Consider the following 23,840-nt stretch of genomic DNA (forward strand, 5'->3'; position numbering starts at 1 on the left):
TCGTCCATTGTCACAAGACTCGGCTCCCTCTTTTCCCCTTCGTAGGGCCCTTTTGACGACGTGGCAGGATTCACTTGATGTTGCGGCCTTGGTTGTCGCTCGCCCGGGATCTGACCGATTCTTTTGTCGATGCGCTTTTACACACATATCTCGCCATGTGCAAGCGTCCTGGCTACAAAGGTGGCTTGGCCCCTCCTTTGATTGGACTTTCACCAACTAGATAATGCGTGCATCTGAGTACGTACATAATAATTATCACAAAAGGTAAATATAAAGAGAGCCAACTTAAATTACATAATTGGATCTTTTTTTTGTTTAAAATGCTGAAAACAAGGAGATGTATGTATATGTCACAAAAGATAGCAGTCATTGTTATACACGGCTTAGGTAAACAACATGAGGATTTCGCAACAATATTCAGTGATAATCTACATAAGACCTTTACTACAGTTAGTGGAATGAAAAATCCTGAGTTATGTATAGAAATTAGACCGGTGTGGTGGGCATCTGTTTTTGCTGAGCGCGAGGAAGAGTTAAAAAGGAAGTTAGTAGGAGCACCATATAATCTCCGATACGAAGAACTTAGAGAATTCATGATTCATTATTTGGCAGATGCTGTTGCATACCAGCCTTTAAGGGACGGTGGAGAACAAAACTACGACGCTGTGCATCATACGATAAGCAAGCAACTGAATCGCATAAGTATCGAAGTTGGGCCGGATACTCCTCTCTGTGTGGTTTCACATAGTTTAGGTAGCGTGATCGCTAGTAATTACTTTTACGATCTGCAAAACGCTAAGGAAAAAACAAAAATAATTGATCCTAGTTCCCCTTTAGAACGAGGAGAAACCTTATCGCTTTTCTATACTTGTGGAACTACCCTCCCTTTATGGAGTCTGCGTTATACTTCCTTTGATCATCCAATCCAAGTACCAAGCAAGGATTTTTTAACCATGTATCCGAATATAGCTGGGGAATGGATCAACTTTTATGATAAAGACGATGTCCTTGGATTTCCATTGAAAAGCATACATCCTGAATACGATAAAATCGTTAAGGAAGACCGTGATGTGAATGTGGGGACTATAATCGACCGATGGACTCCCCTTTGTCACAACGGATATCTCCACAGTAATAAAGTGATAAGACCCATTGCAGAGGGATTATATAAGATCTGGCAGCAGATTAATGGACTTTGAATAAATCCAAGTACATCACCTTTTGAAGGGATCTCTTTCAAACAATCCACCTAAAAAAACAACCCCAATCTAATATATAACGATTGGGGTTTGTCTATTCTAAACACCCTCTTTAATTTATCAATCCAAATTAGTAATCATAAGATGTTGGCGTTCCTGCTGGGAATGGATCGCGAGCTGCTTCTCGAACTTGCACAACATCATCAGATTTAATGGGTACTACTTGATTCACAAATTAATAATATAGCTAAAAATAACATAAATCTAATCATAAGTGCTCGCAAAAGCAATCCCAGCAATTTGAAACTGTTCACACTCTGTTAATTCAGGTTGTGTTTCAATCAATCCGTAGACAACATTGGCTGCCCGTTGTGATAATGATCTTCATCAACTTGATGTCAGAATTAACCCTCACATTTCTATGTATTCTTCTTTAGCAACCTTACGAGTAAACAAATTGACGATGACCGTGTATGAGAAGCGATAATTTTTACTTTGTTCTCTCACAGCCGCCTTATTCATAGGGTAATAATGAAATCTATTGTCCCCTCCCTCCTATATAATTGCTATTATAAATTCAAAAAAACCGAAAAATATCCTTTTAATTCAAAAAACTTCTCACTAGTTTTAGCCAGTGAGAAGTTTTTTCATTAAACGTTTTGTAGAAAGCTACTCAATAAGAGTAAAAAAGTTACCCTCACCGATCAGCCACAGTTAAACATGGGTTTGAACTTTTTTTAATCCTCTAATACAAATGCAATATCTTCATAATATCTTTGTAATGACAAGTTTTTATTTTCAATAACTTTATTAACAAAATCATGAGGTAAACGTTTAAACGCAGGATTACCACCAATGTTATCTACTCTCGGTCCGTTATTTGCAACATACTTCCATTCGCCACCGAATTGACTGATAATTATCTCGCCATAACAGTAACTAATAAAGTAAATATCTTTTTGGGAAAGATTACTTATAACTAATTGATCTAGTATTCCAACAGACTCAGAGTTATTAATATCAATTTTGTTTTTTTTCATAAATTCTTGAATAGAATCTTTCCAGCTTTCATCTAAATAATTTGGAGTAGCGGATGGGATCAATTGAGTATTTTCAGCAAACCATGGTAGCGCATATTGCTCTATAATTTTCCTGAGTTTGTGAAGAACTTCTGTTAATTCTTCTTCATTTTGATATACGTACCATTCATCTACTTTACGCTCCGCAAGCTTAGTGCTACTTACGGATTCTGAACCTGTTTGAAAGGTACATCGAATAGCATTTGATTCCCAATTGCTTTTATCAATTTCAATATAATCTTTGACATAGCCTTCCCTAGCTCTAACAAAAATCCAAGGATTTGAAGAATACTCAAAGTCAAATGAAAGTTCCTTTAATTTATCCTCTAGCTCTGACGAAATAATTTTAGTAAGGTTCATATTCTTCCGCCCTTCCTACAAAATTGGCACTATTGAAATACTTCAAGGGCCTGGGACACCACCATAACGTTGGTTTTTTCTTTTTTAAACTACCGTCTGGATTCAAAGAGTTATTAGGAGAGTGCTCTATAGAAAAAATCTGTTTAAGTATTTCGAGCTATTCCACATTTACACAATGACATTGAGGATAGTTTCAGACTTTGCTTTGAAAAGTAGCTTTTCAGTCTGACAATGCTAGTATGCGATTTTTGTTCGTTCAGAGCAAGGGTTTACCCCAAGCTTCCGCCTCTCGTCAGCCCCATTTTCCTCTGACTAACAGTTGCAACTTACACCTGTAGGAACTTGCACACCATGTTGTCTCTCATGACAGATGCACTAAAAAAAGACCACACAGAGAGATTACTCTTATGCGGTCTGTAGTTTTAATAAATTTACACTTTGATTCCAATTTCCAAGAGCTGAATTTCCGAATTCCAATTTGATGGTTTAGGTGTGTATTTAGAATACCATGGAGTCCCCAACTCAATCCATTGGCGGCGATGTTCTTCATGTGTAGTTCCACTGTCCAAATCATCTACCCCAAATTGAAAACCGCAGCAACTACAAATTTCAAAACTCCCTGCAGACGGATTATTGTCAACATAGGGCGGCTCATCAAGTCCTTGATATCCACAAACTGGGCACGTATACATTTTCCCACCTCAATTTCCCTGATTATTATAGTATCTCAATCCGCCAGAGGGTTTAAAGTACGTTTTAATATATCCATCTCTGGAAATTGATAAAAACTCATTTGTATTTCTATTATAAATCAGTGTTGCTCTATCGCTCAATCGAGTTTTAGTAAGAATATTAGTTCCATCGGCAATAGTGCCAAAAAGGTCTCTCGCTCCTTGTAAATAGGCCGCTTTGGTTATAGGACCAAATTCACGTCTCTCAATTACATGTTTTTGAAAATGTTCATCGAGAAGACTGGTTGATCTAAATTCCAATCTCATTGCTCTTCCAACAGGACCAAGTGCTGCTAAAGCAACATCTATTTTACTTGAAGGAACAAGAAAAGTAGATGTTTTAAAATAAATACCAAATCCTATAGGATCACTCTTCGCCCAGGCTTCAACACCTTGACCTGCTATTTGTTTTACGACAGCTTCTGGAATTGAACTGTCAGAAGACTTCATTATATTTGCTTCAGACACACCCGAAGCTCTTAATTGATTTCTTAATTTATTCGTTTCATTTGACCAATACGTCATACTTTTAGTATTTTTAGCCGCTTTAGCTTTTTCCCATTGCAATTTCATTTCATTAATTGTCCAGTTAGCAGTAAGCCCTGTCGACCAATTGCCTGTGGGGTCCCAATTGGTTAACGGATTATTCTCAACATACGAATACAAATTTTGACTAAGGGGCTCATCAAGCTCTCCCTCATAACTGTCTTCGTTAATGAAACGTCCCATTGCTGGATCATACCAACGTGCTCGCAGATATTGTAGGTTGGTCGCATCATCCCATAGTTCACCCGCATAACGAAATGGATTGTGGACATTCTCTTCTTTGAAAAGAATATTTCCCCAGATATCATAATCATACTGATTCAGTAGTTTTCCATTCTCATCTCGCAGTTCAACAATATCTCCATGCCCATTGGTTTGAACGTAAGCCTTATTACCATCAGCGTATACAATTGCTTCCAGCCTCGCTCCACGAATATAGGTAGCTTTTAGCTCAGGCTTACCATTTCGTACTTCAGCTTCAGCAATAATCTGTGCGCCATCATCATAATAGTACCGAGTAGTCACACCATTTTCAGTACGCTCAACAAGCAAATTGTTTCCGTTGTACTGGTATCCGACTTTTGTCGTGTCTGTGGTGACTTGACTCAAACGGTTGCGGGTATCGTATTGATACTCACTGTTCACCGCGTTAACTTCTTTGTCCGACTGCATCGTTAGGCGATTGCCTTGTTTATCATAAGTGTACTGCTCGTTATTACCACTTGCCGTTACAATCCGATCCAACTGGTCATAACTAAAATCATCCTGTACACCATGCTGTAGACGCTTCGTAATATTTTTGTTGTTGTCATAGCTGTAGTTGTACAAACCCAAGGATTCTTGGTCTCGCACTTGCTCCAGCCCCACCAGATCAAGACCGTTATACGTTTTGTGATTATTTACACCATTTTGTGATTGAGACGATTTAAATAGACCATTTTGATAATATGTGTACTGCGCATCAGGTGCGTCCTTCACCGTACCGACAGATTTCATTCGGTTCATCTCATCATACGTGTAGTAGACGATATTTCCAAACGGCTCCTTCATCTCCGTGCGATTACCATTCAGATCATAGGTGAACTCGGTTGTAAGTCCATCCGGATAAGTCAAGCGTGTCAATTGCTCCGTTGCCGAATCATATTCATACCCCGTAGTGCCCGTGCGATCCGTCATGCTTATACGTTTACCTACGGCATCGATAGCGAAACTGATTGTTTCATCTGAGCTGATTTTACGGATTAGGTTACCTCGTAGGTCATATTCATATGTGAACTCGTTACCATTACGGTCAACATATTTAGTAAGGTTGCCACCAGGTGCATAATAACTCCTCGTGCTATTTCCTGACTTGTCCTTCGTCTGGATACGGCGATTGAGCTGATCATACGTGTTCTCTTTGATGTTACCCGCTGGATCAATTGTCTTGAGTAGATTACCCGCCATGTCATAGCTGTATTGCGTCTGTTCTCCATTGGCGCCGGTCACTTGGCGAAGCTGGCCCAAGACATCATAACTTAATGCAGTCACGTTCCCATTGCCATCCGTTTTCTCCAGCGGTTGACCGCTGATGTTATCGTATTTATTTTTCTCCAGTATTCGGAGAACCTGATCAAGCTGTGTTTTCTCTTCCGTTTTGATGCCTTTGCCCCACTTGTCGTAAGTAGCAACTTGCATGTAACCTTCGGCATCGGTACTTGTCGCTGTGCGGGCCACATCATCATATTTCATGGATGTGGACGTGCCATCGGCTCCGGTTATCATCACCACACGGCTCCAGTTGTCATACGTATTACGTATGCGATTACCCAGTGCATCATCTGTCCAAGCAGGTCGACCATATGGGTCATATCCGGTACGCTGAGATGCCACATAACTGTTCCCTGAGAAATAACCGCTCTCGATGGCCTGACCAAGTGAATTCCATTTGTTCAATCGCTGTTGACCCAGCTCATCCGTAACTCTGATCGTATTGTTAATATCATCGTAATCCGCACGGAGCTTAGTTTCATCCGTTTGCGTCACCTCAATGGTACGACCAATCGCATCCACACGATACTTGGTTGTACGCTGCTCCGCATCCGTGGATGAGATTAAATCACCGGTAGTCATATCATATTCTGACGATGTACTTACTGGTGTTATTTTGCCATCCACATCGGTCACCATCATGCTTAGACGAGTGGGAAATGCCTTTTGATAACGGCTATCATATTCCAGTGTAGCATTTCGTTCCTGTTTGCCATCCGAGATTCGTTGAGTTAACAAGTTGCCATAAGTATCATAGGTGTAGTCAGCCTGTGTTAACAGTTCACCACTGGCATTGTCTGTACGATTTACGATTTGCTTGATATTACCGACATTATCCCGTGTAAGTGCCGTATATTTCTTGTTGGTCGCATCCACCATATCGGTTACGCTCGTTAACCAGTGTCTTGTATCATCATACGTACTGGTAGTAGTGCGTCCTGTTGCATCCGTTACTGAAGTGATATTACCGTAGTCATCCAACTGTAAGATGGTTGTTAAGACGTCCTTAGCTTGGTTATCCGTTACTGTGGTTACCGTTGGTGTTGGTGCAGCATAACCACGTCCTTTGACGGTTTTACCATAAGTATTCGTTGTTGTTTGTGTCTTACCCTCTGCACTAACAATGCTTCCGTCCAGATAGAACTGGGCTGGTGTGTCATTGTTAATAAAATCTTTACGGTAGTTGTATTGTGTGTTGGTTAATCCATTACTCACAGAGACAGCAAAGGTTGTGTCCTTTGAAAAGGTTGCCCCTATATCTGAGGTGTAGCTATACGTCTGACGGTTGTAGTCCTCTGTTGATCCATTTTCATACGTAATCTGATCTTTACGAGAAAGCACACGATAGGCATCATTGAAAGAATCTTCTCCAATGTATCGTTTAACCGCTCCGTTCTCATATTCATAGAACGTTTTGGCACCCGTGTTGTGTTGTACAGATGTAAGCAAGGCATACGGATTAAGCGCCGCACGTTCAGGGCTAAATCCAGGCAGGTTAAACTTGGCATCAGCCAGTTTGTAAGAATACGTCGTTTTTCGTCCTAGCGGATCAATGACAGAATCAAGCAATTCTATACCATTTTTCGTCTGTTTATTGTATGTGACTGTACGATTTCCCTGTACTATTGTTACAGATGAAGACGTATAACTGATACGAATCGTATTACCTATAGCGTCCTTCACTTGGGTTAACAATTTGCTGTTATACACCGAGTTATTTTCATAGAGAAATTGAACATCATTTTTCTGTCCATCGGAGATCTGGAGTAGACGTCCATCCGCAGAAAAATATTGCTTGGTTAATCCGTCTGAAGATGTCACAACGAGAGATGAGGTTTCTCCATTTAAAATTACTGAGGTATCCGGTTTCACGGTAATGCCTTCCCAGTCATACCCTTTAAGCGTATTACCCACAATTTCGTAGCGGCCGCCATCTGCCATGACCATATACGATTTGCTATTTTCAGTTTCAATGTATGGTAGTTTCCAAGACCATCCTTTGCCTAGTGGTGCTCGTTTGTCCGCAGCGGCAGGAACCGTTTTGTTATAGTATGTGACATCAAAGTTACTACCCACTTGATAAGCTCGTATCTCAGCAGATGGATTAGAAGCAAGATAATAGTTGTAACTACTATCCATTGAAGTAGAGATCCCTATTCCAGCATTACTATTTACGTTATTTTTCAAAACGTTAACTGCTGACCAATCAGGTGTACCATCGGTGTATAGCGTGATCGATTCAGCTGGACCTTCTGTTACTTCCTGCTCTACCCAAGGCTGCTCTCGCACGGAATAAGCATAACGATACTGATATGGAGCCTTACCTGCAATCCAAGAATCATAACGTTGTTGAGAGTATTGCCCAGGCTTAACGACACTTCCGACATAAGATTGAGAATATACTCGGGTGTCTGATTCTGGAACGGATACAGACCCGTTATAACGTGCTTCCCATGTTTTAGTACACACATAGTTCGCTACCGATTTATCTGGTGATGGACAAGCTTTCGTAGCCGTTACCGAAGAACGGGTAAGCGTAATTGTTTTGCCCTCGACGGTCGCTGTTTTCGTATCTGGACATGGGCTACCTGAACCCGTCTGAGTCCAGACACCTTTGGAGTCATATTTTCCTGGAATGGAGTTCGTGCAAGTCTGCGTTGGAGCAGTAATTGTACGTGCAGATTGATATTGGCCAGAAATGACCTGAGCACTGCCTGATTTGTTTAGAGTACCGCTAAATCCACCCTGATTGTAACTTATACTCGAAGGTAGACTACTCAGACTTCCACTACGGGTTTGTTGCTCGGTACGGCTTTCCGATGGATTCCAAAATGCGATTTGAGTACTTGCCGCTTTCCGAGCATCGGCTTCGGTCGTATATGTACCTTGCAGGATAGTCGGCGTTTCCACTACAATCGTGTCATTATCTTTGAGACCATCGCCATTGTAGTCTTCCTGAACCCACTTGTTAAGTTTATATTTAACATGATATTTGGTAATAATTTTTTTCTTCACTGCCTGGTAGGTGAGAAAATAATTGTAGACCGGATACTCATATGTATTCGTTCCCACGGCCGGATCATAAAACTGGGCTGAATTCGAGTTATATTGCCTTTCCAATGAAAAGGACATCCCTGCACGTCCAGGCAAAGACGCATCGACATGCTCCAACATAAGGCCACCACTCATCGTTGAAATGGTTTCTCCGTTTTCACCCACGGTATAAGGAGCCTCGTTAAACGACTTTTTACTATAGACTGGTGCTTTTTCAGCAATATGTTTCCCTGGATCTGGGACACTCGTTTGTCCTGCAAGTGGTTTTACATCTGATTTTGATTTTTGCTTCGATTGTGATGATGACTCGGATTGCTTTTTATTCGTAATTAAAGCATCATTATTCTCCTTAACCTGTCCCTTTTCAGGCACAGATTTTGATACTTTTTCCGAGATATTCTTCGGTTCTGACTTCGATTCCATCGACGTAGGAGATGTGCTTACTGCACTTCCTTGTGATGATGGTGTTTCCTTGGTCTTAGCAGCCGGCTTTCCTTCAAGGGTAGAAGTGTTTTCGCTTGAAGAAGGTTCTGTCGGTTCTTGACCTACATCCTGATTCGTTTGAGGTGCGGTGTCATCATCAGTTGTAGTTTCTGTCGGTGGTGCTGTTTCTTCAGTTCCTTCAGACTCATTTTCACCTTCCGATTGATCATCTGGATCAACCTGTTCTTTTCCCTCATCCTCAGCGCTTTTGTCTTCCTCTTCTTTCGGTTCGTTTTCTTTCTCAAGGTCTGTATCTGGCGGGGCAGTCAGTTCCTCTTCAACTGCGAACGTTTCATACCGCTGCATAATGCTGGATTGATCGGCTTCCACACCCGTGATTGGTGTTTCTTCAACTAAAACAGGGTCTGAATAAACGTCACTCGTGACCGTAGCGGATTCATTAACTTCCTGTGGGCGTACGGCTTGCAATGCTTCGTCGAATCCAATTTGTTCGTCTCTAGCTTTATAAAGAGCTGAAATCACTTCATTCAACGTATAACCTTGATCCAGATAGCCCTGGATAAAACCTTCTGTCCTGTCAAACTGCTCTGCAATAAGAGAAAGGGACTCCAGTGGAGATGGATTTTGGCCTATAGAAACATCTTGGTCTTTCTGTTCTTCTGCATATGTAGTCGCTGGTATCCAGTTTCCGAAAAGACCTAACACTACTGAAAAGATAAGAATGATATTCATAAACTTCTTCATTTTAGAATGTTTCAACTAGATTTCGCTCCGTTCAATAATTAGTAGTTACAATGTGCTTATAATCTATGAATTGACTACAGTATTTTTTCAAATTTCCATTTTTATCGTATGCATAACTAATCTTTTTGCCTGATTCAAAGAGGATGCTCGTAAGCTGCCCTGAAGAATTATAAGCATAAGTATATGCTATCTTTTTCACTGGTTTTGTTACTGTACCTGAATACACTTGGGCATAATTACGAGTGTCTGATGCAGGTAAAGTTATAGAACCATAATAATAATATACCCATGACATAGTACACGCATAATTCGCCTTAGATTTATTCGGTGATGGACAAATCCAGGAACTCGTTTCATAAGACCGTGTCAACGTAATCGTCGCACCTTCAACTGTAGCTGTACTTCCCCAAGGACAAGAAATCTCTTGACCTGTCTGTACCCAATTTCTTTGTTCTACCTATTCCACATCTTTTAACTCTAATCTATCTGTGCAAAAAAAGAGTGTATACTCAAAATAAAATTCAAACAACTTTTTGTACAGAAGTAAGATTTCCGTTCGCATCGTAGATATATAAGTATTTTATATCACCAATTAAAATGTAATCAATTCGATTGTTCGAATGATAAAAATATTTTATTTTCGTTGTGAAATTAACATACTTAGGTATTAAAGTATACAAATCTTCGTAAATTATTCCGTCTCCCAACACACCGTCCCTTGTATATCCCCATGAAATTATTCTGTTATTCTTCAATATGGCTGCTGAGAAGGACTGTGCAGCAACTACAATACTAACATTACTCAAATTAGTTGCTAGTGTTGGAACCGCTCTATCAATCTTAGTTCCATCACCAAGTTGACCATTTGCATTTTGCCCCCAAGACCAAACTGATCCATCTATTTTAACTGCATATGCTCTATATAGCCCCGCAGTTACTACATTTACATTGGTCAATCCATTAATCTGTGCTGGAACAGGGCGCGCAATTTTTGTTCCATCGCCTAATTGACCATAAAAATTATCCCCCCAGGACCATACGGTCCCATCTTCTTTTATAGCAATTCCATAATTACCTCCCGAAGACACTGAACGTACATCAGTTAAACCTGTTACCCTAATGGGAACAAGTGTTGAATCCTTTAATTGACCTTGTGCTTTACCACCCCATGTCCATACAGTTTTATCTTGCTTTAGTACTAACGTTGAAAAATTCAGTACTGAAATTTCAGTTACCCCTGTAAGACCTATTAGCTGTACTGGAACTAGTCTATTTGTGGTTGTTCCATCCCCTAATTGACCAACATTATTTCTTCCCCATGTCCATACTGTTCCATCTTTTTTAACTGCCATTGAATGCATTTGAGCTACTGCAATAGCCTTAACATTCGTCAAACCAACTACTTGAACTGGTACGTTACTATTTGTGGTTGTTCCATCTCCTAATTTGCCATACGAATTAGTTCCCCATGACCATATTGTTCCATCTTCCTTTAGTGCTGCTGAGGAATTGCCTCCTGCTGCTACAAAAATCACATTTGTTAAATTGCTTACTTGAACTGGGATGTTACTATTAATATTAGTTCCATTTCCTAGCTGGCCATATGTATTCAATCCCCACGAGTATACTTTTCCACCTTTTATAGTGAGAGTATGCGAAAAACCACTTGAAATTTGACCAACTTTTTCATTACTTAGGGCATGTGCCTTTCCAGTAGGATTAACAAGAAACACATTAACAATTAAAAAAAAGATAATAATTATCAAAAAAATCCGTATTTTCTTCATTACTAATAAACCTCCATTTTATTTTACTAATCAAATCTTAGTATCAATACATAAAGTTTAATTATCTTCTTTTGTTTGATCCAGATCATTAAGTTAGAGATCAGAAATGAGATCAAATTGGTTAAAAAAATTGAACAACCTGCGTCATCACGAGTCTTTAGTTGATCCTTATCGAGCAAATGCTAGATCGTTCTTTGGGCAACTTTAAGAGTCTCTTACACATATATGATTTGGTCGTTAATAAATCTTAACTCCTACTTTTCACTTATGAAAATAGGTCCAGATAACTTTAATTGGAGCAAAGACTCGGTCTCGTCAAGATAATAAATTTGATCTGTTTCTAAAACAGTGCCGTTTTAGTCAAGTTAATTCATCTAATGCGTTGATCTAGTTCCAGAACGATTTAGTACATGAAGTTGCTCAATGTTTACTAAATGTTCTTCTTATAATATTAATATCAAAATGTTTCAGATCCCTTCGAAAAAATATTCTGACAAAATACTGAGAGTAAATTTTTATTAAGCCTCCTGTTTTATTTATACTAATTTAAAAATCTCAGTGAAACCACTAGGACCAATATATATTATCATTATATTGGAAATACTGTATACACTTTATTTATGTGACAAATTGTAATATGAAGTGCGACACCTACTGGAAATAAATAAAAGGGGCCCATAGCCGGATTCGTGTAGAATGAAGGTTCCTACACCACACATTCACACAAGGAGAATCCACCATGAGCTACACACATCTTAGCAACATCGAACGGAGCAAGCTAGAGACTCTACACCAACAAGGTAAAAGTTCACGAGCCATCGCAAAGGAACTGGGACGGCATCCTTCAACCATTTGCATGAGTTAGAGCGGGCAGCTTCTGCGGATGTCCATCAAGCAGAACAAGCTCAAAGCACGTATCAGGATCGTCGTAAGGCTTCGGTATCTGCAGGTAAATGGTGCGACGCCTTAGCTGCTTCGGTACCTTTCTTACAGCTACGGTGGACAGGGGCAAGGAATTTGTTTGCTATGCAAACCTGGAGAGTACACATGACATTTATGTACGTTGGTTTCATATGTTTGCATAACTCAATAAAAATAGGCATTTCTAGGGATAAATACAGAATTGCACATTCAAATTTGATCATTTGTTTTCATAAGTTGGGGGACGTTTGTGGGATGAATTGGGGGACTTCCCCCTAGAGCTATATGAGTCAAATATTACGGATTCACAAAATAAAAATTGCTAAAAAAGCAATCTATATAATAGAGGAAAGAAATCGAGCCCTGGAATAATTTTTGAGCTCAACCTAATTATAAAGTAGCTGCAATTATCTCTTCAATCTTAAATCCTCATCTCCACGTACAAGCTTGATTCTCCTTCTAGGCTTATCGATCAATGTAACAACCCAACTCATAACTTCATCGTCGAACAGATTGATCACGGTCATTGTTAATTGATCTTTATTCATGTTACGATTCAAAAATCGCTTCCTCAATGAGCTGTACTTCCTGTTCATCCAGTTCCGGTTTCCCGCGCCTCTTCTGTACCTCCATTTCAGCCAGGTAAGCCTCACGATGCTCGGGTAAAATTATACACGATCACTCACAAACTCTGTTGCCCGTTAACTTACTTGCCATCAATAGACCTCCTTAGTACTTCGTCCAGTAATCGATGTTGCCCGAAGCCTGTTGTTTTGGTTCCGTCTTAGGGTGCTCTCCCGCACCATACACATAGCGCATCGTTTTCTTTTCACAATCATGACCACCCGTCCAACGGGTGGTTTGCTCTTGGGGTATAACCCCCCGTTGCAAAACTGCGCCTAAAGACGCTAGCCTGACAGCAGGGCTGTTCAGGCTCATTGTTTTTTGTCTCTTTCACTTACCAGTCAAACTGGTTTTACTTCTTTTTGCTCCGATTACTACTGAATGGATCTTCGTATTCTTTTACACTCAGCTTATCTAACGCCTGATCATGTGCTTCTTCCTCCCGAATATACTTTCTTACTGTTGCTTCATTTAGACCCACTGTGCTCACGCAGTACCCCTCAGCCTAGAATTTTCGATTTCCGTATTTATATTTGAGCTGCGCATGTTTTTCGAAGATCACGAGCGAACTTTTCCCCTTGAGATATCCCATAAACGTGGAGACTGCAGTTTTAGGTGGAATCGCTACCAACATATTGACATGATCAGACATTATGTGAACTTCTATAATTTCTACTCCTTTGTACTTACACACACGTTTGAAGATTTCAATTAAATCTCTTCTCACTTAATTATAAATTTCTTCCGTCTATACTTCGGGGTGAACACAATGTGGTATTTACACATCCACTTTGTCTTGGTGGTCAAACCCTCGATCCCTCCACCCGCATAGCGGGTGGTTTTGTTTCGCGCGTTTCACGAACTCAACTGGCTAAACAAAAAAGGAGCTGCACATCATGCAGCCCCTTCTTGTTGTTGTATTCAATTAACCTTTCAGATGAACCTTCAACACACCATTTTGATTAGATGTAACAACACCTGTCGTGACTTCCACCCGTTCAACCATATCTTGACCATCTGGAATGATAATCGGTGTAATCAGTGGGTATCCCGCATCTTCAATCACCTTACGATCAAACTCCAACAGCTTTTGTCCAGCTTTTACATGTTCGCCAGCTTCGACATGCATGTTGAAGCCTTCACCCTTGAGGGATACTGTATTAATCCCGACATGGATCAGAACTTGTAATCCACTCGCGTGTTCAAGAATCACCGCATGTTTACTTTTGATCACATGAGCTACCTGAGCATCAAACGGGGCAACAACAACGTTGCCGGAAGGTTCAATTGCTACACCCTCACCCATCTGTTTCTCAGCAAAAGCCGGATCTGGTACTTGCTCCAGTGACACGGCCTGGCCTGTTAAAGGCGCCATGATTTCCAGTGTATTCACGGCTTCGTCTCCTACTTGAGCTGCACTGCGTGTGCGCTGGTTTGGATCTGTTTTTGCAGTTGAAGAGGTAACACCCGAAGCAGACTGCGATGTAGCCGCTTTAGGCTCAGCAACGTTTTCATTGCTTTCATTATGATCTTCTTTTCTCATTTTGGCTCTGCCAAAAAGGACAGTCAGTACAAATGGTACAACCAGGACAATCGCCATGCCAATGAAGAAGATGCCCCACTTGTTAGGGAAAATCGACAGGAAGCCCGGTACGCCACCTACACCGATGGAGGTTGCCTGAACATTATTCATCGTCAGCAACACACCACCAATCGCGGAACCGATCATACCAAAGATAAACGGATAACGGTAACGGATGTTAACACCAAAGATCGCCGGCTCGGTTACCCCGAGGAAGGCTGACACCGAGGACGTTGCCGCAAGTCCTCTCATTTTCTTCTCACGCAGGACAAGCATCATCGCAAGTGCCGCTGAACCTTGTGCGATATTGGACAATGCCAGCATCGGCCACAGGAACGTACCGCCTTGACTACCAATGAGCTGAACATCGACCGCGAGGAACGTGTGATGCATACCGGTGATAACGAGCAAAGCGTATAGACCGCCGTAGATCAAACCACCCAGCGCCGCGTATGAATCGTATACATAGATCAAGCCGGAAGTAATTGCATTTGCAATAGCAAATGTAACCGGTCCAATAATCGTAAATGCCAGGAATCCGGTAATCAGCAACGTAACTGGTGCAACGACCAACAGTTTAATCGAATCATGTACCCTTTTATTCAGGAAAATTTCCATCTTCGCAAGCAGATAGGCCGATACCAATACTGGCAGAACCTGCCCTTGATAACCAATCTTCTCAATCTCCCAACCGAACAGATTCCATGTTGGCACCGTGCCATTATTCACGGCATCAGCGTAACCATATGCACTCAGCAGATCGGGATGTACCAGAATGAGACCCAGTACGATCCCGAGCAGCGGACTGCCGCCGAACCTTTTTACAGCTGCCCAACCAATTAGAGCCGGCAGGAACGTGAAGGCTGTACTTGCGATCGTATTAATAATGGACGCAAGATCCTTCCAGGCTGGATAAACATCCACTAGTGATTTTCCATCAAAGAAAATGCCTGGACCTGTCAGAATATTGTTAATCCCGAGCAAAAGACCTGCCGTAATGATTGCAGGCAAGATCGGAATGAAAATATCCGAGAGTGTTTTAATCGCTCGCTGGATTGGATTTTGCTTTTTACCAGCAACCGCCTTCACATCATCCTTGGAAGAACGATCTCCCCCGGTAATCTGAATCATCTCATCATAGACTTTATCCACCAGGCCAGGCCCAATAACGACCTGGAATTGTCCTTGGGAAGAGAACTGTCCTTTAACCAGATCATTCTGATCCAGACTTTCAGTATCCACTTTACTCTCATCGTACAAGGCAAAACGGAGTCGTGTAACACAGTGTGTAGCAGCTTCAATATTCTCTTTGCCACCGACAGCCCGGACGATCTCCTCAACCTGTTTTTTATCGATTGCCATAGTGTCACTTCCTATTTATAAAATGTGATTAGTCCTGTTGTGGCACAAGCCACATATAGGATGCATACGGACTGAGAGAGATTTCCTGCGTCAGCACAGGGGCTGCCTCCGTATTTCCTATGAGTAACTCTGCTGATTTGCCTGTAATGTGATCATTCCAGACCGCTTCCGGAAGCGAGAACGTGACGTCTCGTTTACTGAAGTTGGATACAACAATCAGGGTTTCACTTCCATTGGTCCGTGCGTACGCGAATACATCCGGGTGTGCATCGTCCAATCGTTCATACAGACCGTCGATCAGCACGTTAACCTGTTTACGCAGGGCAATCAATTTGCGGTAGTGGTAGTAGATCGAATCTGGATCAGCCAGCTGCTGTTCCACGTGTATGGAAGGATACCGCTCATCCACCTTCAGCCAAGGTGTTCCGGTAGTAAATCCGGCGTTCTTACTTCCATTCCAATGCATCGGTGTGCGGGAGTTGTCCCGGGAACGCTCTTTTACAATGTTGAAAGCTTCTTCAGCGGATTTACCTCGTTCTTCCTGAAGCAGACGGTACATGTTCGTTGATTCGATATCGCGGAACTCGCTAACGTCATTCCAGACCGGATTCGGCATGCCGATCTCTTCTCCCTGGTAGACATAAGGTGTACCTTGCATGCCGTGTATCGTTGTTGCAAGCATCTTCGCACTCTCGGCACGATAGTCACCATCATCGGCAAATCTGGACAGTGCCCGAGGCTGATCATGGTTATTAAGGAATAGCGCGTTCCAGCCACCACCAGCTTGCATGCCTGTCTGCCACTCACTAAAGAGTTGCTTCATCGCTTCGAAATCATACGGCATCAGTTCCCACTTCTGACCATTCGGATAATCCACTTTCAGGTGATGGAAGTTAAACGTCATCGAAAACTCCCGGGAAGCCGGGTTCGAATATTGGATACAATGTTCCAGTGTTGTGGAGGACATTTCCCCTACGGTCACCATGTTGTAAGGCCCGAATACTTCATCGTACATCTCGGTGATGTACTCATGCACACGCGGTCCATCCGTGTAATATTTGCGTCCATCACCCGGTGACACGCTACCATCATCATCAGGGAACCGCTGGTCTTTGGAGATCAGGTTGATCACGTCCATACGGAAACCATCCACACCTTTTTCGGCCCAGAATTTGATCATATCCCGTACAGCTTTGCGTACTTCTTCATTCTCCCAATTGAGATCTGCCTGCGTTTTATCAAATAAAGTCAGGAAATATTGTCCCGTCTGTTCATCGAACTGCCAAGCAGGCCCACCGAACTTGGATTGCCAGTTGTTTGGCACACCGCCATCCGGAGCAGGATCTTTCCAAATATAATAATCCCGATACGGATTATCCTTGGAAGAACGGGATTGCTGGAACCACTCATGATCGGTCGAGGAGTGATTCACCACGATATCAATCATCAGTTTCATATCACGAGCCTTCAGACCTTCCAGCAGTTCGTCAAAATCCTCCATCGTCCCATAATCCGAATTAATCCGATAATAGTCCGCTACGTCATACCCATTATCATGCTGCGGAGATACATATACCGGCTGCAACCACACAATATCGATACCCAGATGCTGCAAATAATCAAGCTTCTCGGTTAATCCACGAATATCTCCAGTACCCGATCCGGTTGTATCATTAAAACTCTTCGGATATACCTGATACACCGTTGATGTCTTCCACCAAGATGACGGAGTTGTGTTATTAGAACTCATGTTAACGCCTCCAATAAATTGTAATGCTCTTATGTGATGTTCTCGGCTAACTTCATATCTATATTACATAAGTAAACATGTATATACAAGTTGAAACTATAATATGTATATTCTCCGCCTCTTCTACACATTCCCCATAAATCTTTCCTCTGTAACATTTATTTTGGAACCTGCGTTCGTGAACCCAATGATATCTGTATTGGGACAACAAGAAACCGTCTGTTCTTCCCACCATTGGTGCGGGCAACAGACGGTCTAATTGGGTTGAACTTGGTTGAAATTTTCAAAAACGCTTCTTACGACATCTCCGGTGAAACAACGGCTTTCCCTTGTTTTTCCTGCATATTCAACTTCAATAGAGATAGTGCAGCTTGCTCTTCCCTTTCCAGTTCAGCGGCACTGATCTCACCAGAGAGTACGGCACGCATTCGCTTTTGATCCAGCAGACCTTCCCATTTTGCCACCACAAATGCTGCGACACAGTTGCCCATCAGGTTGGTGAATACACGCATTGTATCCATGAATCGATCTGCACCAAGCAGCAGAGCAACCGCTGCTACCGGAAAAGCATTGACAGCCACTGCCGTTGCGGACAGGGCCAAGAATGCGGAGCCAGGTACTCCTGCCATGCCTTTGGAACTTAACATCAACACCAGTAAAATCGTAATCTGCTGCATCAATGTCAGTTCAATCCCTACGGCCTGAGCAACAAAAACCGTTGCCAAGGATAAATAGATGGAAGCGCCATCCAGATTAAACGAGTACCCCGTTGGCACCACAAGCCCCACAACCGCACGATCACAACCCGCCTTGGTAAGTTTGTCCATCATGCGTGGCATCACCACTTCTGATGACCCGGTTCCAATCGCCAGCATCACTTCAGAACGGGTATACTTCACAAATTGCAGGAAATTCAGCCCGGTAATCCACCAGGCAGCCAATGCCAGCATGACCAGAAACAGCAGTGCTGCCCCGTAGCAGGCCAGAATCAGCAGACCAAAGGAAGACAATGTGGAAGCCCCATAAGCACCTACCGTGTAGGCCATGGCTCCAAATGCACCAATCGGTGCGAGTTTCATGATATAACCGATGATACGAAACACAATGCCGAGCAAGTTCTCAATCAGCGTCAGTACATTCTCTTTTGCCTTACTCTCTGTTGCTGCCAGGGCAACCCCGAACAGGCAGGCCACGAGCAGTACTTGCAAAAGTGCATTTTGTGCAAAGGCATCTACAACACTTGTCGGAATAATATTCATGATAAAGTCTACCGTATGCGGTAACTCAGAACCATTGGTTTTTGCTTCAATGCCGCTTGCATCTATGGTTGAAGGGTCCACGTTCATTCCGGCACCGGGGCGAAGCAGATTGGCTGTTCCCAATCCAAGTACCAGCGCCACTGTAGTTGCAATTTCGAACCACACGATGGCTTTCAGTCCGATGCGACCTACTGACTTCAGATCACCGATCTTGGCAATACCTGTCACAATCACCATGAAAATCAGTGGTGCGATGATCATCTTGATCAATTTGATGAAACCTGTTCCGAGCGGTTGCAGCAAGCTACCCAGATCCGGCCACAGGATGCCTACACCAATCCCGATGATTACCGCTACAATAATTTGAAAAAATAATGATTTCATAAATGACATGAACGCTCCCCCTGTTTGCGGTCAATTCGGATTTCCGTTTGGTTTCCGTGTAACTTTTTATATCATTCTAAAAGGGAGTTCAACAATGGAATTTCAATGTTTTTGTCATTTGTACCAACTCTATTGGTGAAAATTGAACCTGAAACCGAAAAAAGACGAATATCGCGTCAGTTATCTTGACGTGATATTCGTCTTTATCCATAAATCCATTTATTATTGAACAGGGGTTAAATGTGCATCACAGGGTAATCGATTCTCCCGGGGCTAGCACACGTCCTTCCAACCCTTTTGCAGCCAGTTGTTGCACGAAGTGTTCCGCATCCTGACGAATTACCGGGAACGTATCATAATGAACCGGAATCGTCAGTTTGGCATTAAACCATTCGGCCGCTTGCAGCGCATCCTCAGGTCCCATGGTGAAATGTCCACCAATCGGCAAGAAAGCTACATCAATATCATGACGATCACCGATCATTTTCATATCCCCGAAGAGACTTGTGTCTCCGGCATGCAAAATCGTTTTACCACCAATATTAATGATATATCCAGCAGGCAAACCTGCATACATGATCCGTTGTTCTTCTTCGAGCACAATCCCGGAAGTATGGAACGCCTGAATCATTTTGGCTTGAGCAAAATCAAGATCTACCGTTCCGCCCATGTTCATGCCGAGTGTATCTAGACCTTTCCAAGACATATATGTAGCCAATTCCACAATAGCCACAACTTTGGCGTTATTTGCTTTGGCAATAGGCTCAGCATCGAGGATGTGATCCATATGTGCATGTGTCAGCAACACAACATCGGTCTTAATATCTTCAGGCTTCGTGACGGCAAGCTCGTTGCCACACAGGAAGGGATCAATGATCAGAGACTTTTCTTCTGTGCTCAGCTGTACACTGGAGTGACCGTGGAACGTAATATTCAACAACTTGGATTCCTCCCAACATATGTTTTGATTATTTTGAAAACCACTATTTATTATAAATCATACCTCTTCACCAACGCAAAATCACGCTAGCCTCCGTGTCACCGCTGCTTACGATATACTCTTGCTTCATACGGCTGAAGCTGAATCGCACCTTCATCGGTAGAATAACGTCTGCTCACATTGCTGATGATCAGCTTGGCATGCTCGGAAGTCCAACCTTCCGGCCAGTGCATCTCAGGTTCATTCCCACGGAAATTCAGAATCACCAACATCTGCTCATCATCCAGCGTTCGGGTATAGGTATAGATATCCGGATCATTCGGCAACAGCAATTCATACGCGCCATAGATAAGCACTTTATGTTGTTTGCGAAGCGCAATTAACTTACGGTAATAATGCAAAATGGATTGTGGATCACTTTCGGCATCAGCCACATTAATTTCAAGATAATTATCATTCACCTGAATCCACGGCTGACCCTGGGTAAAACCTGCGTGTTCCGTCTCATCCCATTGCATAGGCGTGCGGGCATTATCGCGACTCTTCAGCCAGATCGCCTGCATGACTTCATGCTTTGATTTACCTTGACCAATATAATGATTGAAATAATTTTTGGTCTCGATGTCCCGGTATTGTTCGATATTCGGGAAAGTGACATTGGTCATGCCGATCTCTTCTCCTTGATAGATGTAGGGGGTCCCTTCGAGTGTAAGCATCCATGTCGCCAGCATCTGAGCAGAACGCACCCGATATTTACCATCATCACCAAAACGGGAAACCGGACGTGGCTGATCATGGTTCCCCATATAATTGGCGTTCCAGCCTCTACCATGTAAAACCGTTTGCCATCGGCTCATGATTTCTTTGAGATCGGTCAATTTCCATTCCTTATAGTTCCATTTACCAATTCCGGAGGATTTGGCATCGATAAACATATGCTCAAACTGGAATACCATATTAAGCTCATCACGATCCGTCCCCACATAAGCCAAGGCCTGCTCAGGTCCAAGTCCTGAAGTCTCGCCAACTGTCATGGGTCCGTAGGGTTTCAGGATCATGTTATTCAGTTTCTTCAGGATGGAGTGTACCTGTTCCAGGTTGGAAAAGAGCTGATACGCTGGAACCACCGGCAGATTATGCGGGTTGTGGGCACTTGGCAGACCCTCTGCCTTGGCGATATGCGCCACTGCATCGAAACGGAATCCGTCGACCCCTTTTTCCAGCCACCAATGCACCATCTCATACATCTCTTCTGCCATCTGTGCATTGTTCCAGTTGAGATCCGGTTGCTGTTCGGAATACAAATGCAGATAATATTCATTTGTCTCAGGATCATGCTTCCACACTGAACCCCCAAAATAGGACTCCCAATTATTTGGCACCTGCCCATTTTTTCCTGAACGCCAAATATAATAGTCCCGCTTCGGATTCATCTTTGATGAACGTGATTCGGCAAACCACGCATGTTCATCTGACGTATGATTCAGCACCAGGTCCATCATGATCTTGAGACCACGCTTGTGGGCCTCTGCCAATAATCGATCAAAATCCTCCATCGTGCCATACTTGCGTAAAATGCCGTAATAATCCCGGATATCATATCCGTTATCATGTCCTGGTGAATCGTAAATGGGACAGAGCCAGATCACATCTACGCCCAAATTCTCCAAATAATCGAGCTTCTCATAGATCCCCTGCAAGTCGCCATATCCATCTCCGTCCGAATCCTTAAAGCTGCTCGGGTAAATCTGGTATACCACACTCTCTTTCCACCAAACGATATCGCCCACCTCGCTCTCATCATTGTTCAATATATAATCTCTACTCACGATATAAATAAGCCGTTAATATGTTTTATCCGAAATGATTCCCTTGTAAACATTTGAAAGGTATCTTATGCAAAAAGACCCGGTCATGGACCGCGATCTGCGGTTCAATTCCGAGTCCTTTTTTGTGAACATAAGACTAACTTAAATCCGGTGTAACCTATCCAGGCACCGATCGTGTTCAGAATGATATCATCCACATCAAACGAACCTACACGTGTAATCAATTGTGTGACCTCAACACCCAGCAGAAGCAAAACAACTGTAGATGTAAAGGTCAGGAACGTACGGCACCTTCGAAACAACCATGGGATCCAGATGCCTAGTGGAATGAACAATACGATATTGCCAAACAGGTTTTTGACCCAGGTATCTGTATTGTACCTCTCCCTCTCCATAAGAAGTGGACGAATCGTCTCGAAGGGTACGAGATTATATTGATAATACATGCTAGGTGTTCGTCCACTGACAAACAGTAAAATGCCCATAATCAGTATATAGAGCGCTGCCATGCAAGCAACAATGGTCAGCATCCACTTGGAGTGGAGCCACGACTTTTCGCTCATCCATCCGTCCTCCGACCTTGAATTCCGCGAAGCGGTAAGGTCTATTTTAACGGGATATAGATCTTCATGTCCAGTTGTTCAGGGGTCGATTTCCAGACATCCGTCACTTCAAAGTCAGGCCCTTCCCTCCGCTCATAGTTCGACTGCGGCAGCCAGCTGCCATAGATCATTTTCCGAATATCCTGCCCTGAGCCTTCCACGGTGAATTCTGCATACAAGCCACCTGGAATTTCAATCGAAGCAAAACCGGGTTCAAGTACCTGTGATGCTCCACTGCTTTCTTCACCCACAATAAAAGAAAATGCTCCATCCTCTTCAAAATGACAGGCCACACCATAAGCCATATCAGGGCGTGTCCTCTCCGGGATCGCCATGAATTTCTGTTCCATGCCAAAATCGTGATAAAATCCGGGTATTTCAGCATAATGCTGATTGTCATTCAGGTTGGTCTTATATTCATAGCCGACAATCCAGTTCGGTTCCCGTGTGACCAGACGGGGTGTGTTCATATGGAAAGTTCCATCAAGCCGAGTTCGATAATCGTTAAAATCAATGCTCTGTTGCATCTTCAGAAGAGACAACTGATCCACTTCCACCTTACGCAGCTTCGCCGGTGTCATTCCAAAGTAGGCTGAAAATGCACGGGTAAATGCCTCTTGAGATTGATAGCCAAAGCTCATCGCAATGTCCAGTATGCCTTCCGATGTGCCCCGCAGCATCCCTACAGCTTCCGTTAATCTGCGTCTGCGCACGTACTCCAGTACCGTGAATCCCGTGATCGCCTGAAATAAACGCTGAAAATGAAACGCCGAAAAGCTCGCAGCAGCGGACGTCTCTCTGATATTAAAATCATCTTGCAAATGCTGCTCCAAATACTCAATAGCAAGCTGAATTCGTGTGTAATGATCCATAGTGACGGCTCCCCTATCTAATTCAAAATATCAAACGATTTCTTATGTAGTATGACTGAGATCCAGATCTTTTTTTTGATTTTGTGTGCGAACTTGTATGACGAAAGATACGCGAGTTCCGATTCTCTTCAAGTTGAATGACACTATGATACACTGTATGCCAAAAACCCCTTGTTCTACAAGGAGATGCTCTCTACGCTGGTTGATTTACCAACAGAGATAGCTCTTGTGAACAAGGGGA

Annotated in this window: 13 protein-coding genes and 1 pseudogene; 2 read left to right on the plus strand and 12 right to left on the minus strand. The window is 42.7% G+C overall.

The window, feature by feature from the left end:
- Positions 1–347 precede the first annotated feature (347 nt).
- Positions 348–1,199 (plus strand): chemotaxis protein, encoded by an 852-nt coding sequence (locus tag MHB71_RS12165; RefSeq protein ID WP_340029717.1) that lies wholly within the window; start codon positions 348–350, stop codon positions 1,197–1,199.
- A gap of 737 nt (positions 1,200–1,936) precedes the next feature.
- Here MHB71_RS12165 and MHB71_RS12170 read toward each other — a convergent pair.
- The 3 genes from MHB71_RS12170 to MHB71_RS12180 all read right to left on the minus strand — a co-directional run bounded on the left by MHB71_RS12170 (position 1,937) and on the right by MHB71_RS12180 (position 11,474).
- Complete coding sequence (locus MHB71_RS12170) at positions 1,937–2,638, minus strand: hypothetical protein (RefSeq protein WP_340029718.1); 702 nt, start codon at positions 2,636–2,638, stop codon at positions 1,937–1,939.
- A 701-nt stretch (positions 2,639–3,339) separates the two neighbouring features.
- On the minus strand, positions 3,340–9,702 hold the full coding sequence (locus MHB71_RS12175) for an RHS repeat-associated core domain-containing protein (protein ID WP_340029719.1): 6,363 nt from the start codon (positions 9,700–9,702) through the stop codon (positions 3,340–3,342).
- A gap of 506 nt (positions 9,703–10,208) precedes the next feature.
- A complete protein-coding gene (locus MHB71_RS12180; RefSeq protein ID WP_340029721.1) occupies positions 10,209–11,474 on the minus strand; it encodes an RCC1 repeat- and reductase domain-containing protein in 1,266 nt (421 codons plus the stop codon).
- Between the two features lie 739 nt (positions 11,475–12,213).
- Here MHB71_RS12180 and MHB71_RS12185 point away from each other — a divergent pair.
- Complete coding sequence (locus MHB71_RS12185; protein WP_340029722.1) at positions 12,214–12,339, plus strand: helix-turn-helix domain-containing protein; 126 nt, start codon at positions 12,214–12,216, stop codon at positions 12,337–12,339.
- Positions 12,340–12,802: 463 nt separating this feature from the next.
- Here MHB71_RS12185 and MHB71_RS12190 read toward each other — a convergent pair whose 3' ends face one another.
- From MHB71_RS12190 to MHB71_RS12230, 9 genes and pseudogenes are all read right to left on the minus strand, one after another.
- Positions 12,803–12,955, minus strand: coding sequence for a hypothetical protein (locus MHB71_RS12190; RefSeq protein WP_340029723.1), 153 nt, complete (start codon positions 12,953–12,955; stop codon positions 12,803–12,805).
- Between the two features lie 416 nt (positions 12,956–13,371).
- Positions 13,372–13,805 (minus strand): annotated as a pseudogene (gene tnpA, locus MHB71_RS12195) (IS200/IS605 family transposase).
- 139 nt (positions 13,806–13,944) lie between these two features.
- Positions 13,945–15,963, minus strand: a complete 2,019-nt coding sequence (treP, locus tag MHB71_RS12200; protein WP_340029724.1) for a PTS system trehalose-specific EIIBC component — start codon at positions 15,961–15,963, stop codon at positions 13,945–13,947.
- 28 nt (positions 15,964–15,991) lie between these two features.
- The gene (gene treC / locus MHB71_RS12205) at positions 15,992–17,713 is read right to left on the minus strand and encodes an alpha,alpha-phosphotrehalase (RefSeq protein ID WP_340029725.1); all 1,722 of its coding nucleotides are present in this window, start codon (positions 17,711–17,713) and stop codon (positions 15,992–15,994) included.
- A gap of 296 nt (positions 17,714–18,009) precedes the next feature.
- Positions 18,010–19,365 carry a C4-dicarboxylate transporter DctA gene (gene dctA, locus MHB71_RS12210; protein ID WP_036670619.1) on the minus strand — a complete coding sequence of 452 codons (1,356 nt, stop codon included), beginning with the start codon at positions 19,363–19,365 and terminating at the stop codon, positions 18,010–18,012.
- A gap of 238 nt (positions 19,366–19,603) precedes the next feature.
- A complete protein-coding gene (locus MHB71_RS12215) occupies positions 19,604–20,296 on the minus strand; it encodes a metal-dependent hydrolase (RefSeq protein WP_340029726.1) in 693 nt (230 codons plus the stop codon).
- A gap of 98 nt (positions 20,297–20,394) precedes the next feature.
- Positions 20,395–22,086 carry an alpha-glucosidase gene (locus MHB71_RS12220; RefSeq protein WP_340030168.1) on the minus strand — a complete coding sequence of 564 codons (1,692 nt, stop codon included), beginning with the start codon at positions 22,084–22,086 and terminating at the stop codon, positions 20,395–20,397.
- 143 nt (positions 22,087–22,229) lie between these two features.
- The gene (locus tag MHB71_RS12225; protein ID WP_340029727.1) at positions 22,230–22,688 is read right to left on the minus strand and encodes a VanZ family protein; all 459 of its coding nucleotides are present in this window, start codon (positions 22,686–22,688) and stop codon (positions 22,230–22,232) included.
- Positions 22,689–22,729: 41 nt separating this feature from the next.
- The gene (locus MHB71_RS12230) at positions 22,730–23,599 is read right to left on the minus strand and encodes an AraC family transcriptional regulator (protein WP_340029728.1); all 870 of its coding nucleotides are present in this window, start codon (positions 23,597–23,599) and stop codon (positions 22,730–22,732) included.
- Positions 23,600–23,840 lie beyond the last annotated feature (241 nt).

Source organism: Paenibacillus sp. FSL H7-0940, from assembly GCF_037979415.1.
Taxonomy (GTDB): domain Bacteria; phylum Bacillota; class Bacilli; order Paenibacillales; family Paenibacillaceae; genus Paenibacillus; species Paenibacillus amylolyticus.

Bases quoted from the DNA above. Each gene is read 5' to 3' on its own strand.
- MHB71_RS12165 (WP_340029717.1), top strand. From the start codon at position 348: ATGTCACAAAAGATAGCAGTCATTGTTATACACGGCTTAGGTAAACAA.
- MHB71_RS12170 (WP_340029718.1), bottom strand. From the start codon at position 2,638: ATGAACCTTACTAAAATTATTTCGTCAGAGCTAGAGGATAAATTAAAG.
- MHB71_RS12180 (WP_340029721.1), bottom strand. From the start codon at position 11,474: ATGAAGAAAATACGGATTTTTTTGATAATTATTATCTTTTTTTTAATT.
- MHB71_RS12185 (WP_340029722.1), top strand. From the start codon at position 12,214: ATGAGCTACACACATCTTAGCAACATCGAACGGAGCAAGCTAGAGACT.
- treP (WP_340029724.1), bottom strand. From the start codon at position 15,963: ATGGCAATCGATAAAAAACAGGTTGAGGAGATCGTCCGGGCTGTCGGT.
- treC (WP_340029725.1), bottom strand. From the start codon at position 17,713: ATGAGTTCTAATAACACAACTCCGTCATCTTGGTGGAAGACATCAACG.
- dctA (WP_036670619.1), bottom strand. From the start codon at position 19,365: ATGTCATTTATGAAATCATTATTTTTTCAAATTATTGTAGCGGTAATC.
- MHB71_RS12225 (WP_340029727.1), bottom strand. From the start codon at position 22,688: ATGAGCGAAAAGTCGTGGCTCCACTCCAAGTGGATGCTGACCATTGTT.
- MHB71_RS12230 (WP_340029728.1), bottom strand. From the start codon at position 23,599: ATGGATCATTACACACGAATTCAGCTTGCTATTGAGTATTTGGAGCAG.